A 14,663-nucleotide genomic window follows, 5' to 3' on the forward strand; every position below is an offset into this window, starting at 1 on the left:
CGCGCCGCGGCCAGACGCTCGGACCGTCAGCCGATCTGGTCCGGCGTGACCGTCAGCCACCGCTTGTCGGCGGTCACCTTCTGGCCCAACTCGCGCTGGCGGTCGGCGTTCTCCTTCTTCATGCCGTCGAGCTGCTTCATGTACGAGTCCTTGCGGTTGACCCACACCCGCACGCCGCCGTGCCGCACGTCGGCCGAGTGGAACAGCATCGGGCCGTCGCTCGCCGGGGTGTCACCGGCCGCGAGGACCGGCTTCTTCCACTCGTCGATGTAGGTGTTGATCGCCGCGGGCTTGCCCTCGTACCAGGTCAGCGGCGCCCACAGGTTCGGCGTCAGCTCGCGGCCCGCGAGCTCGGCGCGGTCCTTCTCGCCGAAGCGGCCCTCGGCGATCTCCTTGCGGGAGCTGGTCACTTCGCCGGTCTCGCGGTCCTTGAGCTGCATCGAGACGCCGATGACGTTCTGCGGCTTCACGCCGTAGCCGTACTTGGGGTCGGCGAGCACCATGCGCACCAGGTCCTCGCTGGCCGCGCTGACCACGTACACCTCGATGCCGTGCGCCTGAAGCGTCTTGTAGAGCTGCTGCATGCCGCGCGAGAATTCCGGCGGCTTCACCTCGGTCTTGGTGACCTTCCCGTCCTCGTAGTACTCGGCGGGGATCGGCTTCTTGTACGCCAGGAGCTCGTCGACGTACCCCTTGAGCTCCTTCAGCGTGAAGCCGGAGAAGATCTGCGCGGCCCAGGGGTAGCAGACCTGGTCGTCCACCTCGCACAGCCGGTTGTAGTAGCTGTAGAGGCTCTCCTTGTGCCCGGCCTTGTCCTTGAAGGGGATGATCTTCAGGGACGGGTCCATCGTCTTGCGGGTCAGGACGCCCTTCATCTCCAGGAAGGGGAGCAGGGACTCCTCCAGGTCGTTGCGGTACGTCGTGTTGTCCGCGTCGAAGACGGCGTACGCGCCCTTGTGGTCGTTCTTCGCGATGACCTTGCCGAGCTTCTTCGCCACCGGCTTCGGCCAGTGCGTGAGCTCGCCGGCCGCGCCCTTCGCGGCCTTCGCCGTCTGCGCGGCGGAGCCCGCCGCGTTCGCCTCGGAGGTCGGCCAGAGCGCGCTGCCCGCGAGGACGGCGGCGGCGAGCGCCCCCAGAGCGCCGATGAGGGCGGGCTTGTTCTTTGCTCGTACTGCCATGTCTGCGGTGTCCTGCCGTTCCTGAGAGCGGTGTGCGGCCCCGTCCGGAGCGGCGCGCAATGCTATGGGGCGGCGCGGTCATTTCCCATGATCGAAGTCACCGTGCACGAGGGGCATGGAGCGGGTGAACACGGGTAGCCGCAGCGGGCGCCGGGAGCGCCGCGGTCCCGGTCGCGGAGGTCGTCGCCGGGGCCGTCGCCGAGTCCGTGTCAGTGGTCCCGCGCATACTGGGCGCATGGGCTCCCACGAGTTCGTCAGGGCCGTTCCCCGGCTCGACGGCATGGTCGTCTCGGCGGTCGGCTACCGCAGCGCCGGACAGCGTCCCGGGCTGCACCGGGGCCTGCCCTCGCCGTATCTGACCGTGATCTTCTCCCTCGAAGGCCCCATCGCCACCGGCAGCACACCCGGGCAGGCGACCGGCGGGGACGCGGTGCGCACCGACATCGTCCTGGGCGGCCTGCACCAGAGCCCGGCCTACGTGGTGCAGCCCGAGCACGAGGCGGGCATCCAGCTCGCCGTGCACCCCCTGGCCGCCCGCGCGCTGCTCGGTCTGCCCGCCGCCGGGCTCATGGGAGAGCTCGTCACCAGCGGCACGGACGTCCTCGGCGGCCGGGCCGCCGAGGTCCGCGAGCGGCTGTGTGCCCTCGACCGCTGGCCGGACCGCTTCGCCCTCCTCGCCGACTATCTGCGGCGGCGCGTGGCGGCCGCCGACCGGGCGGACCCGGTGCGCCCCGAGGTCGCCGAGGCCTGGGCGTGGCTGGCCAGGCACCGGGGCGCGGGCACGGTCGGCGGCCTGTCCCGGCACGTCGCGCTCAGCGAGCGCCGCCTCACCGCGGTGTTCCGCGCCGAGACCGGGCTGAGCCCCAAGCAGGCCGCGCGCCTGATGCGCTTCCAGCACGCGCGGACCGCGGTGGTCCGCTCCGTCACGGCGGGCGGGGGCCCCGACCTGGCCAGGATCGCGGCCGACACCGGCTACTACGACCATTCGCACCTGGTCCGCGACTTCCGGCAGTACACGGGGGCGAGCCCGACCCGCTGGCTGGCCGAAGAGTGCCGGAATATCCAAGCCGGGGCGCACGGTCCGGGCGAAGACTGAGGCCCATGAACACCACACCGGACACCACACCCGACACCACGACTGAAGCGGCCCCCGCCCCGACCGTCTGGGCGGGCCTCCAGGCAGAGGACGCCCCCGCCCTGATCGACTTCCTCGTCGGCACCGTCGGCTTCCTGCGCACCGCCGTCTACGAGGACGGCGACCGCGTCGCCCACGCCCAGCTCGACTGGCCCGAGGGCGGCGGCGTCATGCTCGGTTCGTACGACCCGTCGGCGCCCGAAGGCACCTGCGGAAAGCCCGGCACCTCCGGCGCCTACGTGGTCACGGACCGGGTCGACGAGCTGTACGCCACACTCACCGCGGCGGGCGTGCGGATCACCACGGAGATCGAGGACAAACCGTACGGAAGCCGGGAGTTCGGCATCCTCGACCCGGAGGGGAACCGCTGGTCGTTCGGGACCTACCGGGGCGAGCCGAGGCCCCGGCCGACGTCCTGAGCAGGCGTGATAACTTGCGCAAGCCAGTCAAACCCACACCTGGGCCAGGGAATCCGGTGCGAATCCGGAACTGACGCGCAGCGGTGAGGGGGACGGGCGGGGCCACGGCCACTGGGCGTCCACGGACGCCCGGGAAGGCGCCCCGCCCGGCCGATCCCCGAGTCCGAAGACCTGCTGGCGCCTCCGCCCGCGCACCGTGCGGCGGAGGGCGTGACGCAGGCCAGGCTCCGCGCATGAGCCGTGAGACTCAAGGGATCGTGTGTCCTCCACAGCCCGTACCCGTACCCGTATACGTATGTCCGCCGCTATACGTATGTCCGCCGCGCTCTGCGCCGGAGCGCTCGCGCTGACCGCGTGCGGGGGCGGCTCCGCGGAGAAGACCAGCAAGAGCGCGGGGGAGCAGGCGGCGGGCTATCCGGTCGCGGTCACCTCCTGCGGCAAGAAAGCCGAGGTCAAGGCGCCGCCGCAGCGGGCCGTCTCCCTCGACCAGGGCTCCACGGAGATCCTGCTCTCGCTCGGCCTCGCCGACCGCATGGCGGGCACCGGCACCTGGACCGACCCGGTCCTGAAGAACCTGGCGAAGGAGAACGCGAAGGTGGAGCGGCTCGCCGACCGCTACCCCTCCCTGGAGAAGGTCCTCGCCCAGGAGCCGGACTTCGTCAGCGCCTCCTTCCTGTACACGGTCGGCAAGGGCGGTGTCGCCGACCGCGCCAAGTTCACCGAGCTGGGCGTACCGGTCTACGTCTCGCCGACCGACTGCGCGGGCAAGGACAACGACGGCGGCGGCGACGGCAAGCGCGTCAAGACCCTCACCATGGACACCGTCTACGGCGAGATCCGCGACCTCGCGAAGGTGTTCGGCGTCGAGAAGCGCGGCGAGAAGCTGGTCGCGGGGCTCAAGGGCCGCGTCGCGAAGGCCACCGACGACATCGACGCGTCGGACGCGAAGCTCCTCTACTGGTTCGCCAACTCCGACGCCCCCTACATGGCGGGCTGCTGCGGCGCCCCCGGCATCATCACGCGCGAGCTCGGCGCGAAGAACGTCTTCGACGACACCCGCGAGGAATGGCCCCAGATCAACTGGGAGACCGTCGCCGACCGCGACCCCGACGTCCTCGTCATCGGCGACCTCACCCGCAAGTCGCAGTCGGCGGAGAGCGCCGCTGCGAAGATCAAGTTCCTGGAGTCGAACCCGGCGACCAAGAACCTGACCGCCGTGAAGAAGAAGCGCTACGTACTCCTCAGCGGCCAGGCCATGAACCCGACGGTCCGTACGGTCGACGGGATCGAGCAAGTGGCGGCGGGGCTGCGGAAGTTCGGCCTCGCGAAGTGACCCGGGGGACCTCGCCGGTGACGCCGGACGGGACGGCACCCGCGACGCCGGACGGGACGGCACCCGCGGAGGCGGACGCGGACATGGTCGAGGTCGCGGTCGCGTCCACCTCCGTGGGCGCCCCGGTGCGGCAGGCGCTGCTGTGGCTCGCCGGGGTCGCGGCCCTCGTCCTCTCCGTGGCGGTGGCCGTCACCATCGGGCCCGCGGACATCTCCGTGCCCGACGTGTGGTCGGCCCTCGCCGCGCACCTCGGCGGGGGAGAGGCGCGGCTCACCCCGATCAGGGACGGCATCGTCTGGAACCTGCGGATGCCGCGCACCCTGCTCGCCGCGGTCTGCGGCGCCGGACTCGCGGTCTGCGGCGCGGTCATGCAGTCCCTGCTCCGCAACCCCCTCGCCGACCCGTTCGTGCTCGGGGTCTCCTCCGGCGCGTCCACCGGAGCGGTCGCGGTCGTCGTGCTCGGCGTGGGCGGGGGAGTCCTTTCGGTCTCGGCCGGTGCCTTCATCGGGGCGCTCTGTTCGTTCGCCCTGGTCCTGATCCTGAGTCACACGCTGGGCGGCACGACGGACCGCGTGGTCCTCTCCGGCGTCGCGGCGATGCAGCTGTTCTCCGCGCTGACCTCCTTCTTCGTCCTCACCGCCGCGGACGCGGAGACCACCCGCGGCGTGCTGTTCTGGCTGCTCGGCTCGCTCAGCGGGGTCGGCTGGACGGACGTGTGGCTGTGCGCGGCGGTGCTCGCGGCGGCGCTGTTCATCTGCCTCTCGCACGCCCGCACCCTGGACGCCTTCGCCTTCGGCCAGGAGGCGGCGGCCGCGCTCGGCGTCCGCGTCGCCCGCACCCGCCTGGTCCTGCTCTGCACGACGGCGCTCCTGACCGCGGTGCTGGTGAGCTCCGCGGGCGCCATCGGCTTCGTCGGCCTGGTCCTGCCGCACGCGGCCCGCGCGCTCGTCGGCTCGGGCCACGCCCGCCTCCTCCCGGTCACGGCGCTGGCCGGCGCGGTCTTCCTCGTCTGGGTGGACACCCTGGCCCGCACGGTCCTGGATCCGCAGGAGGTCCCGGTGGGCGTGGTGACGTCGCTGATCGGCGTACCGGCGTTCGTGGTCGTGCTGTACCGGACGAGGAGGGTGACGTGACGTACGCGTACGAGGGGGCGGCGGGTCTGCGCGCCGAGCGCGTGTCCCGGGAGGCGGGCGGGCGCCTGGTCGTCGACGGCGTGAGCCTCGCCCCGCCGACCGGCGCCACGGTGGGCCTCCTCGGCCCGAACGGCTCCGGCAAGTCCACGCTCCTGCGCATCCTGGCGGGCGTCCTCGCCCCGGCCTCCGGAGTGGTCACCCTGGACGGCCGTGCGCTGGCCGACACGGGCCGCCGCGCCGTGGCGCGCAGGATCGCCGTGGTCGAGCAACACACCGACACACAGGTCGAGTTGACGGTCGCGGACGTCGTACGCCTGGGACGCATCCCGCACCGCCGCGCCTGGTCGGCGCCGACGGCCGGAGACGAACGCGCCGTCCGCGACGCCCTGACCCGCACGGGCCTGGCCTCCCGCGCGGCCCAGTCCTGGCACACCCTGTCCGGCGGCGAACGCCAGCGCGTCCAGATAGCCCGCGCACTCGCCCAGGAACCCCGCGAACTCCTCCTGGACGAACCCACCAACCACCTGGACATCCAGCACCAGCTCGACCTGCTCTCACTGGTCGCCGACCTCCCCGTCACCAGCGTCATCGCGCTGCACGACCTCAACCTGGCGTCGATGTTCTGCGACCGGCTCCTGATCCTGAGGGAGGGCAGGGCATACGCGACGGGCACGCCCGCAGAGGTGATCACGGAGGAGCTGATCGCGGAGGTGTACGGGGTGCGGGCGGTGGTGACGCCGGGGAGTGCGGAGGGGGATGAGCGGCCTTCGGTGAGGTTCTTGCGGGGGTGAGGCGGGAGGGGGGCTTCCGGGGTGGGCGCCTTGCGGGCCGGGTGCCTTGTGGGTCGCGCCCCCCGTTGCGGGGTGGGCGCCTTGCGGGCCACGCCCGTTCCGAACCAGGCGCCTTCCGAACCACGCCCCTGCCCGACCAGGCCAACCGCACGCGGTTGGCCCTTCACTCGCCGCGCCGCGCCTTCTAAGTTCACGTCATGCCAGTCATTGCCCACGTGAGCGACATCCACATCGACACCGGCGCCGACGACGCCGGTCGCAGCATCGGCCGGACCCGGGCGGTCATGGACCACCTGAACGGACTCCCGTACGACCTGGACGCGGTCGTCGTCACCGGTGACATCGCCGACCACGGCACGCCCGCCGAGTACGCGGCCGCGCGTGAACTCCTCGCCTCTCGGCACCCGTTGCTGATCTGTCCCGGCAACCACGACGAGCGCACCGCCTTCCGCGCGCACCTCCTCGGCGAGACGCCCGCGCCGGGCCCGGTCAACCAGTCCTACGTGACGGACGACTTCACCCTCGCCCTGTGCGACACCTCGGTCCCCGGCGCGCACCACGGCCGCCTCGACGACGAGACCCTGGACTGGCTGTCGGCCCTCCTCGACGGCACCCCGTCCGACCGGCCCGTCCTGATCGCCTTCCACCACCCGCCGGTCCCGCTGCACACGCCGTACATCGACGGCATCCGCCAGCGCGACGAGCACCGGCTGGCCGCCCTGACCGCCCGGCACCCGAACGTGACCGCGTTCCTCGCGGGCCACGCCCACACCCCCGCGGCGACGACCTTCGCGAACCGTCCGCTCCTGGTGGCCCCCGGCGTGGTCTCCACCCTGCGCCTGCCCTGGGAGCCGCAGACGGACCCCTCCCACCACGTCCACCGGGACCTCCCGCCGGCGCTCGCGTTCCACGTCCTGGACGAGGAGGCGCGCCTGACGACGCACTTCCGCACGGTGCCGCTGCCGCTGCCGACGAGGCCCCCTGGCCTATAGACAGCCCTATGGACAGCCCACGGGCAACTCGGCCCCGCCCGCGCGCAGATGCCGGAGCGCCGCGGCGAAGGAATGGCAGTCGAAGAGGGCGGAATGCTCCTGCCCGGAGTCCGGCCGGGGCAGCCCGAGGACCTTCCACAGACTGCCGACGTTCGCCGCGGCGGTGGCCGGCGCCAAGGCGTTCAGCCACGGCCTGACATTGAGGAACGCGGCGTCGAGAAAGCTGTTCCGATGCTCTTCGCCGCGGGCCCGCACCCACCCCAGATTCTCCCCGAGGACGACCATGTCGTTGCCGTAGGAGAGCACGGTCTGCCCCTTGCAGAACCCCAGGAAGTCCCCGAGTGCCTCGGCCGGGGCGAGCCCAGCCCGGTCGACCTCGTCCTGTCCGATGCCGGTGAGCCCGGTGAAGTACGGGGACAGCACGGGGTTGACCACGGGACGCACCAGCGCCTCGTACTCCTCGACGACCCCGAGGTCCCCGTCCAGCCGCAGCGCCCCGATCTGCACGATCTCGCGCAACTGCCCACCGGCTGACCAGCCTTGCTCAAGGGCGCCGGGCCAGGTGGTGAACTCGAGGTCGAAGATGACGAAGGTAGCCATGGGGGCACCCTGCCAGTACCGCGCATGGCGGAGCGAGCGCGACCCTCACCCCGGCCCGATCGAGGGTGAGGATCGCTCGGCTCGGACCAGCAACCGCTCGGCTCAGACGAACAGCCTCTCCAGGAAGGCGTCGAGGTGGCCGCGCGTGCGCTCGATCTGCTGCTCGACGGTGAGGGACTCCTCCATGCGGCCGCCGGGCGCGGGCTGCTTCTTGCCGCGCACGTACAACGAGCAGTCGAGGTCGGCACAGATGTAGAGGCCGACCGAATTGCCCTCACGCCCGGCCCGGCCCGCCTTGCGGGCGCTCATCAGCGAGACGCCGCTGCCGGGATGGGTGGTCAGGCAGAGCGAACACATGCTGCGGCGCAGGAAGCCGCGCTTGGCGGAGGGCGAACGCAGGGTGACACCGATCGGCTCGCCCTGGCGTTCGGCGACCAGGTAACTGCGGTCGGGCGCGGACAGGTCGCACCACCCCAGGAAGTCCAGCGCGTCCCAGTGGTCGATGCCCGCCAGCTCCTTGGGCAGGGGCAGCCGTTTGGCCTCGCCCTTGGAGCAGTTGACGAACGAGGTGCGGATGTCGTGCTCGGTCAGATTCTTCATGACGGTTCCTTACGGGTCCTTCGGCTACGAGACGTGGGGCGGGAGGGTCCGGATGTGCGGTCGGTCTCCGGGCGTCGCGCAGCCCTGCGACCCGCGCGGCGGAGGGCCGCACAGGAGAGGCACGTCATCGCATGACGATGCCGCAGGGAAGAGAGAGCGAGGGAAAGGCAAGACGTACAGGACGCCGTACGAGGCGTCGCACGAGACGACGTCGCGCAAGAGGTCGTACGAGACGTAGAGACGCCGTGTACGACTCGATGGAGATGCCGTGTACGACGTCGTACGAGACGTAGGGAAGTACGAGGTCCGAGCCTTACCGCGCGCCGCAGAAGAACGAGGGCACACGGCCGGAACCACCTATGGCCGCAACAGCTGCAGCACGGTCCATGTCTCTCGCCTCCTTCCGGTCGGGGCGCGCGGTACGCGTCGACGCCGTACGCGTCGAGTGGGGCGGCGGGTGCCGGTCGAGGCGACCGCCGCTGGTGATCACCGGAACGGTACCTCGGAGGAGGGTGCGGGGGCGAAGCATTAATGCCCGGCTGCTGGAAGCCGGGGCGGGCGGCGTGCCCAGGTGGGCGGTGTGACCCCGCTGGCCGGAAGTGGACGTTCCCCCTCCCTGCCACGCTCCGACACCTTCCGAACGATGACGGTGAGTGACTGCTCCACCCGTCGCGCGGGGAGCCGTTATCCCCATGTTTTCGGCCTTACCGGATACGTGTGCCATTCCTGAGAGCGCGTTCAACTCCCGTACGCCGCTCGCTCGTCACACCATCGCGGCCCCTAGGGCGGCGCCCCACGGCGCACGCGTTCCCCGGCACCCGGACGGGTGTGGACCAGTCCCGTAAGGATCACCGGCGCTCCGCCCATCGGGGCAGGTCACCCGGGTCTTGTCGCCGTGTGTACGGTCTGTCCAAAAATGCCCGACCAAGATCCGCTGATGGTGATCGCTCAACTACGATCCCGGCTCGCGGTGGCGAGCGTGCCACCTACACCTAGTCGTGGAAGGGCATACGAATGAAGAATTCCCAAGTGGCCGAGAGCAGCGATGTCTTCCCGGTCTTCGACCCGGTGACCGAGGAGTTCCAGGGGCACAAGGCGCGCGTGCGGGTGCACCGCGAGGGCGACTGGCACCGCGGCGTGCAGGCCAACGTCGTACGTCCCAACGCCATCGGCACGTTCGACATCCTCGTGCAGGAACGTTCGAGCGGGGTCGACATAGCGGGCGGCAAGTTCGACCAGAGCTTAGCCACCCAGATGCTGGACGAGGACGGCCGCTGCCAGGACACCGCGCTGCGCCGAGGCCTGCGCGACGAACTGGGCATCACCGACTACCGGTCCGTGCGGCTCTCCCGCCCGCTGCGGATCGTCAAGACCTATGACGAGCACCCCGGCACCCTCAATCGCGAACTGATCTCCTTATACCTGGTCACGACCGAGAACCGCGACGAGATAGTGCCCACCTCACCCAAGGTGCGCCGCGCCTTCTGGATGGAGTGGGCCGAGTTCCTCACCTTCTTCGCCAAGAACCGGACGGCGTTCACCAAGACCGGCCAGTTCTACTTCGGTACGCCGCTGCTGGTGCACGAGGCGACTGCGCTCACCCACCAGTTGCTCGCCGGGGAACTCGGCCACGGTCCCGAGGACGTCGTGGTCGGCGTGAACCGGATCGGCCGCCCGCCACGCACGTACTACGGGCAGGTGGACGTCTGCCTGCGCGAGGCCGGGGAAGCCGCGTGACGGACGCCGGCTCCACGACGGCACTCGTGCTCCGCGCGGAGCGCACGGCTCCGCAGGGCACCGAGGGCGCGCCGCTCGCCGCATCGCACGACGTGCTCCTGCTCGACCTCGACGGTGTCGTGACGATCGGGGACCAGGCACTGCCGTACGCGGTGGACGCCCTGTCCGCCGCCCGCACGGACGGTCTGCGCACGGTCTACGTGACCAACAACGACCAGCGCGCCCCGCACGACGTCGCCGCCCATCTCACCGGCCTGGGCGTGCCCGCCGACGCCCGTGACGTCGTCACCGCCGCACAGGCCCTCGCCCAGCTCGCCGCGGCCGATCTCCCAGCAGGGGCAAGGGTGTTGACGGTGGGCGGCGAAGGACTGCGCTCCGCGCTGCTCCAGGCCGGACTGACACCCGTCGCCGCCGCCGACGAAGCCCCGCAGGCGGTGGCCCTGGGCTACACGACCGCTCTCGACTGGGCCGCGCTGTCGGAACTGTGTTACGCCGTCGGCCAGAAGCTGCCCTGGTACGCCACGTGCGCCGATCCGGTGCTGCGCACTCCTCGTGGGCTCGCTCCCGGTGTCGGCGCCGCTGTCGCCGCCGTCACCACCGCCACCGGTCGCAGGCCGCAAGTGGCGGGGAAGCCGGCGCCCGCGCTGCACCGCGAGGCGGCCGCCCGCGGCCGTGCCCAGCGGCCGCTGGCCGTCGGTGACCGCCTGGACACCGACATCGCGGGCGCCCACGCGGCCGGCGCCGCCACGCTCCTCGTCCTGACCGGCACCACCCGGCCCGCGGAACTCCTCGCCGCCCCGCCGGGACAACGCCCCACCCACATCGGCCGCGACCTGCGCGACCTGCACGTCGCCCACCCCGCCGTACACGGCGTCGGCGACGGCTTCACCTGCGCGGGCTGGCACGCCACCCACCACCCACCGACCCACCGGATCACCGTCACCGGCGACGGCCACGACCCACTCGACGCCCTGCGCGCCCTGTGCGCCGCGGCCTGGACCGCGACGGACACCGGCGCCCACCTCCCGGACCTCACCCCGACGCTCGCGCGGCTCGGCTGGTGACGCCCACAGGGGCCGACCGGCTCTGAGCCGACGCGGCGGACCAACAGCGGGGCGGGACACGTATGTACCCCGCCCCGCTTCCGCCGTAGTACGAGCCGACTCCTACGCCTACCCCTGCCCCCGCACGGGACGCCCGACGTACCCGGCGAGCCGGGTGTATACGTCCGCGGCGGCCTCGACCTCGACGATCGGGCCGAACGGCCCACCGACGCCACGCGTATCCCCGGGTTCGTTGGCGATGAACCAGTCCAGCGCGGCCTGCGCCAGGACCGGGTCGAGGTCGTCCGGACGACCGGAGGCGAACGCGAGATCCCATGAGTGGACGGTGAACTCGTGCGTGTAGGCGTCGAGCAACTCCCGCCCCGACATGGTGCCCCACGGCACGGTGCAATTCTTGGCGAGCGCGGCGTCGTCCGACCACACCTGCTCGAAGACGGCCCGCTCCACCCGAAACGCCTCGACCCACCCGTCCACGACATCGGTGGCGGGATCGACCACAGCCCCCGCCTCCTCACCCCGCCCGACGGCAGTGAGCTTGCGCAACACGGCGACGACATGCGCGAGAAGCGTCCTGACGTCGTAGTCGTCACAAGGAGTCGCACGACCAAGATCCTCGGACCCGACGGCCCCGAACTGCCGCTCGGCCTGATCGAGCGCGACGCTCAACTGCGGCCGCGGATCGGTGAGTTGGACGGTCTCCGTCATCGGGCGTTCCCTTCCCGTGCTGATATTCGATCAGCTGTACGGTATCGGTCTCGCCTGGCGGGCGGAGGCGGATCACCAGTACCGGGGGAAACGAATGAGGCCGCCGCCCCGGTGGGGTGGCGGCCTCACTGTCGCTGTCTCTAGATGTCGAAGAACTGATGTTGCAGATCGGCGACCTGCGCGGCGAGACGCTCCCGTCCCTCTGGCCTGCGAAGGAGTGGTTGTCGTTGGTTGCTTGCGGTCGACCTTCGACGGCCCGGCGACGGCCCCAGAGACCCGAATCGAAGCGGCGAACGGCGGTACGCCGAACTCCGCTACAGAGCGTCCATCTTCACTGTCCGGGACAGCGGTGATGCCGTTGCCGCGTTTGGACCCCTGTTTGCGCCCCCGGCTGTACGCTCTTTCGGCCGGAGCCGGCCTAGTGAGAGGCTCCGTCGCGGAGCAGGTCAGCAGCATTGGGTGCGAACCTGCCGATCAATGATGGGAGTTGGGTATGCGGGCTGCGCAACCTCCCGAGGTCATGCCCATACTGCTTGGCCCACTAGCTTAATCCGTTCCGGGATGGAGTAACCGATGCCTCTTGCGTCTGGACTGCTTGGGTCCGCAACGTTTTGGACGATCCTTATCGGTGCGGTGGCTACGCTTATCGGTGCCGCGCTGGGTTCTTGGCTCACTAATAAATTCTCTAACCCCAAGAGAGAAATTCATTTTGCGTGGATTCAGAATGTCTCATTGCTAGATACCCCGACGGGTGGAGGATCGGCGCCTCTCAGTGTGAGTCACGGAACCACGACTCTCGCTAAGCCGCGCATTATCGACGTAACGCTGCACAATGCGGGAAAGCAAGCCATCACGGCTTCATCTTTCCATGCCGGAAGGCCGATCGAGCTTGATCTAGATGCGACCATTGTCGACGTTCTTAGCGTTAAGACGAGCCCGTCAACGAGCATTGCCCCGTCGTGGGTCATCTCTGGCAAGGTGCTGGAGCTACCCCCGTGTCTGCTGGCGAGTGGTCAGATCGTCGACTTTTCAATCTTGGCTGACGGGAACTCTGATGATCCGGTTGTTCGGTCGCCGCTGACTGATGTTGAACCCGTAGAGGTAAAGGATCGCCCCTCTCGTAAATCCTTTGAGGAGCGATTTAACAAGTTGGACGCGGTGCGGGATCAAATTACCCAGGTTACGCTCCTCGCGACATCTGTCGTTCTGCTGATGGTGTTCACTATTGGATTTATTACCTTCAAAGATTATCAGGATGGGTCTTTTGAGCGGCGCGATAGGATGGAGATGGCCTGTGCTTCTAGCCCATCTCCCAAGGTGGCTGCCGCTCTCCATTGCCCAAAGAAGCCTTGAGCGATCTGTGTGGATCTTTGCAGGTCGGGTGCTCAGGGAATTCACCGAGGCATGAATCCCGGCTTCTGATCAGCGAGCAGGTGAAGCCGGGCAAGGTACTCCTGTGCCGCCGGTTCGGAGCTATATCGGTTCCTCATCTCGGCAGCGAGATCGCGGCTGGTCATGATGAGCGATGGCACCGATTTGCGGTCCCCTTGGAGGGCTCGTTCGCCCATGATGAGCGCCTGCTCCAAGTCGCCGTCACGCGCCGCCGCCACGCCGAGGGTGACCGTGCTTCTGAGTTGCGCATCGGTGAGCGCTCCGTGCCATCGAAGTCGGTTCCCGCCCTCAGCACCTCGTTTGCGAGCGTGCGCGCAAGCTTGTCCTCGCCGACGAGCCGGTAGCAGTCCATCGCGTAGAAGTCGAACTTTGCCGGGTCCACCACAAAGTGGTTGTCCAAGTTCTCGGGGTGCGGAATCCCTTCGAGCAACCGTCGCCCCTTGTCCAGGGCCACCTCGACCTGCCGGCGGTCCCCAATCCGGGCCCATGCCTTGGCCTCTTGGGCTGCGAGCTGTACGGCCACGCTGTGGTTCTGCGCTGTCTCCGCTCCAGCCTGCGCCGCTGCGACGATGCCGCGATAGTCACCGGTCGTAAGGGCGAACCATGCCCGCATCTCGTGTGCCCACCCAGCGACCTCCGCGTGGTCAGCCTCGGTAGCGAGTGAGAGCGCGGCCTGTCGCGTCGACTCGGCAGCGTGCCGGGCTCCGGTGTCGTACTCGACGCAGCCGACCAGGAGCGCGAGCCAACCGGACAGTGCGAGTACCTCGCGGTGCTGTGCGAGCGTGAGGCTCTTTGAGTGCAGCTCGACGACGCGGCGAAGCCACTGCCGCCCCTCGATGAGGAGCTGCTCGCGGCATGAACGGGTACTCCGAGGCGAGCCGGTCCGCCGTGATGCGAAGGGCATCAAGCGTCGCGGTGTCGACGTCGGACCGGTTGAGGCGACTCACGATCTCCAGCGTCTCCATGCCGGACGCCGCAAGGATCTCCTTGTCCCCGTCCCGCCGTGAGGGTGCAGGGAAGAGTGCATGAGTCACGGTGCCGAAGAGGGCCGCGATGATCGGTTGGTAGAAGTCGTTCGGCATCTGGCCTGACTCCCAGCGCTTCCACTCGCGCGAGCGGAAGGCGCTGAACCGGAACTACTTCAACATGTACCTGTGGAAGCCCGCGCTCGTGTCGGCCGGCGTCATCCCGGAGCGCGAGCCGGGGGAGCGGTTTGCGAAGTCACGCGAGCACGGCATGCATGCGCTGCGGCACTACTACGCGTCCGTGCTGCTCGATGCCGGGGAGAGCATCAAAGGCCCTTGCTGAGTACCTCGGGCACTCGGACCCCGGCTTCACGCTCCGCACGTACACACACCTGATGCCGAACAGCCAGGACCGTGCGCGCAAGGCCATCGACGCCGCGTTCGGCACGGCCCCAGAGGGCGACGACGGGGACGAGGGCGGGGCTCGGATCGCAGCCTGAACGTCGACCACGAACAAGGCCGTCGGCCGTGCCTTCCGAGAGCGGAAGAACACGGCCGACGGCCCAGAGACGGCCCAGGAAAGCGGAAAACCCCTCTGACCTGCGGCGTTCTTAAATGT

14 protein-coding genes, 1 pseudogene and 1 riboswitch are annotated in these 14,663 nt (G+C 69.7%); of the genes and pseudogenes, 10 read left to right on the forward strand and 5 right to left on the reverse strand.

Going from position 1 to position 14,663, the window contains the following annotated elements; translation table 11 throughout:
- Positions 1–26: 26 nt before the first annotated feature.
- Positions 27–1,178, reverse strand: a complete 1,152-nt coding sequence (locus ACIO9J_RS19360) for a haloacid dehalogenase-like hydrolase (protein ID WP_402000485.1) — start codon at positions 1,176–1,178, stop codon at positions 27–29.
- Between the two features lie 235 nt (positions 1,179–1,413).
- Here ACIO9J_RS19360 and ACIO9J_RS19365 point away from each other — a divergent pair, with 235 nt between their 5' ends.
- The 6 genes from ACIO9J_RS19365 to ACIO9J_RS19390 all read left to right on the forward strand — a co-directional run bounded on the left by ACIO9J_RS19365 (position 1,414) and on the right by ACIO9J_RS19390 (position 6,981).
- The gene (locus tag ACIO9J_RS19365) at positions 1,414–2,274 is read left to right on the forward strand and encodes a helix-turn-helix domain-containing protein (RefSeq protein ID WP_402000488.1); all 861 of its coding nucleotides are present in this window, start codon (positions 1,414–1,416) and stop codon (positions 2,272–2,274) included.
- Between the two features lie 5 nt (positions 2,275–2,279).
- Positions 2,280–2,732 (forward strand): VOC family protein, encoded by a 453-nt coding sequence (locus ACIO9J_RS19370; RefSeq protein ID WP_402000491.1) that lies wholly within the window; start codon positions 2,280–2,282, stop codon positions 2,730–2,732.
- A 7-nt stretch (positions 2,733–2,739) separates the two neighbouring features.
- Positions 2,740–2,926, forward strand: a riboswitch (cobalamin riboswitch).
- A gap of 101 nt (positions 2,927–3,027) precedes the next feature.
- Positions 3,028–4,065 carry an ABC transporter substrate-binding protein gene (locus ACIO9J_RS19375; protein WP_402000494.1) on the forward strand — a complete coding sequence of 346 codons (1,038 nt, stop codon included), beginning with the start codon at positions 3,028–3,030 and terminating at the stop codon, positions 4,063–4,065.
- A gap of 83 nt (positions 4,066–4,148) precedes the next feature.
- Positions 4,149–5,198, forward strand: a complete 1,050-nt coding sequence (locus ACIO9J_RS19380; protein WP_402001127.1) for a FecCD family ABC transporter permease — start codon at positions 4,149–4,151, stop codon at positions 5,196–5,198.
- A complete protein-coding gene (locus ACIO9J_RS19385) occupies positions 5,195–5,989 on the forward strand; it encodes an ABC transporter ATP-binding protein (protein ID WP_402000496.1) in 795 nt (264 codons plus the stop codon). Before ACIO9J_RS19380 ends, ACIO9J_RS19385 begins: the two co-directional genes overlap by 4 nt.
- Positions 5,990–6,186: 197 nt before the next feature.
- Positions 6,187–6,981 (forward strand): phosphodiesterase, encoded by a 795-nt coding sequence (locus tag ACIO9J_RS19390; RefSeq protein WP_402000499.1) that lies wholly within the window; start codon positions 6,187–6,189, stop codon positions 6,979–6,981.
- Between the two features lie 6 nt (positions 6,982–6,987).
- Here the strand turns inward: ACIO9J_RS19390 and ACIO9J_RS19395 are convergent, their stop codons facing one another.
- Together ACIO9J_RS19395 and ACIO9J_RS19400 are read right to left on the reverse strand one after the other, a co-directional pair.
- On the reverse strand, positions 6,988–7,581 hold the full coding sequence (locus ACIO9J_RS19395) for an exonuclease domain-containing protein (protein WP_402000502.1): 594 nt from the start codon (positions 7,579–7,581) through the stop codon (positions 6,988–6,990).
- 102 nt (positions 7,582–7,683) lie between these two features.
- Positions 7,684–8,181, reverse strand: coding sequence for an FBP domain-containing protein (locus tag ACIO9J_RS19400; RefSeq protein ID WP_402000505.1), 498 nt, complete (start codon positions 8,179–8,181; stop codon positions 7,684–7,686).
- A gap of 1,014 nt (positions 8,182–9,195) precedes the next feature.
- On the opposite strand from ACIO9J_RS19400, the gene ACIO9J_RS19405 reads away from it, so the two are divergent.
- Together ACIO9J_RS19405 and ACIO9J_RS19410 are read left to right on the forward strand one after the other, a co-directional pair.
- Positions 9,196–9,918: an NUDIX domain-containing protein gene (locus ACIO9J_RS19405; RefSeq protein WP_402000508.1), complete on the forward strand. Its 723-nt coding sequence runs from the start codon at positions 9,196–9,198 to the stop codon at positions 9,916–9,918.
- Complete coding sequence (locus ACIO9J_RS19410) at positions 9,915–10,982, forward strand: HAD-IIA family hydrolase (protein WP_402000510.1); 1,068 nt, start codon at positions 9,915–9,917, stop codon at positions 10,980–10,982. The genes ACIO9J_RS19405 and ACIO9J_RS19410 overlap by 4 nt, the downstream gene beginning before the upstream one ends.
- A gap of 108 nt (positions 10,983–11,090) precedes the next feature.
- On the opposite strand, the gene ACIO9J_RS19415 is transcribed toward ACIO9J_RS19410, so the two are convergent.
- Entirely contained in the window at positions 11,091–11,687 is a 597-nt protein-coding gene (locus ACIO9J_RS19415; protein ID WP_402000512.1) for a TIGR03086 family metal-binding protein, read from the reverse strand.
- A gap of 573 nt (positions 11,688–12,260) precedes the next feature.
- Here ACIO9J_RS19415 and ACIO9J_RS19420 point away from each other — a divergent pair.
- Positions 12,261–13,040 (forward strand): hypothetical protein, encoded by a 780-nt coding sequence (locus ACIO9J_RS19420; RefSeq protein ID WP_402000515.1) that lies wholly within the window; start codon positions 12,261–12,263, stop codon positions 13,038–13,040.
- Positions 13,041–13,200: 160 nt separating this feature from the next.
- On the opposite strand, the gene ACIO9J_RS19425 is transcribed toward ACIO9J_RS19420, so the two are convergent.
- Complete coding sequence (locus ACIO9J_RS19425) at positions 13,201–13,983, reverse strand: hypothetical protein (RefSeq protein WP_402000518.1); 783 nt, start codon at positions 13,981–13,983, stop codon at positions 13,201–13,203.
- Positions 13,984–14,180: 197 nt separating this feature from the next.
- On the opposite strand from ACIO9J_RS19425, the pseudogene ACIO9J_RS19430 reads away from it, so the two are divergent.
- A pseudogene (locus tag ACIO9J_RS19430) lies at positions 14,181–14,544 on the forward strand (tyrosine-type recombinase/integrase); the annotation flags it as partial.
- Positions 14,545–14,663: the final 119 nt, after the last annotated feature.

It is taken from the genome of Streptomyces sp. NPDC087300 (genome assembly GCF_044744425.1).
Lineage (GTDB): Bacteria > Actinomycetota > Actinomycetes > Streptomycetales > Streptomycetaceae > Streptomyces.

Bases quoted from the DNA above. Each gene is read 5' to 3' on its own strand.
- ACIO9J_RS19360 (WP_402000485.1), bottom strand. From the start codon at position 1,178: ATGGCAGTACGAGCAAAGAACAAGCCCGCCCTCATCGGCGCTCTGGGG.
- ACIO9J_RS19365 (WP_402000488.1), top strand. From the start codon at position 1,414: ATGGGCTCCCACGAGTTCGTCAGGGCCGTTCCCCGGCTCGACGGCATG.
- ACIO9J_RS19370 (WP_402000491.1), top strand. From the start codon at position 2,280: ATGAACACCACACCGGACACCACACCCGACACCACGACTGAAGCGGCC.
- ACIO9J_RS19375 (WP_402000494.1), top strand. From the start codon at position 3,028: ATGTCCGCCGCTATACGTATGTCCGCCGCGCTCTGCGCCGGAGCGCTC.
- ACIO9J_RS19380 (WP_402001127.1), top strand. From the start codon at position 4,149: ATGGTCGAGGTCGCGGTCGCGTCCACCTCCGTGGGCGCCCCGGTGCGG.
- ACIO9J_RS19390 (WP_402000499.1), top strand. From the start codon at position 6,187: ATGCCAGTCATTGCCCACGTGAGCGACATCCACATCGACACCGGCGCC.
- ACIO9J_RS19395 (WP_402000502.1), bottom strand. From the start codon at position 7,581: ATGGCTACCTTCGTCATCTTCGACCTCGAGTTCACCACCTGGCCCGGC.
- ACIO9J_RS19400 (WP_402000505.1), bottom strand. From the start codon at position 8,181: ATGAAGAATCTGACCGAGCACGACATCCGCACCTCGTTCGTCAACTGC.
- ACIO9J_RS19405 (WP_402000508.1), top strand. From the start codon at position 9,196: ATGAAGAATTCCCAAGTGGCCGAGAGCAGCGATGTCTTCCCGGTCTTC.
- ACIO9J_RS19415 (WP_402000512.1), bottom strand. From the start codon at position 11,687: ATGACGGAGACCGTCCAACTCACCGATCCGCGGCCGCAGTTGAGCGTC.
- ACIO9J_RS19420 (WP_402000515.1), top strand. From the start codon at position 12,261: ATGCCTCTTGCGTCTGGACTGCTTGGGTCCGCAACGTTTTGGACGATC.
- ACIO9J_RS19425 (WP_402000518.1), bottom strand. From the start codon at position 13,983: ATGCCCTTCGCATCACGGCGGACCGGCTCGCCTCGGAGTACCCGTTCA.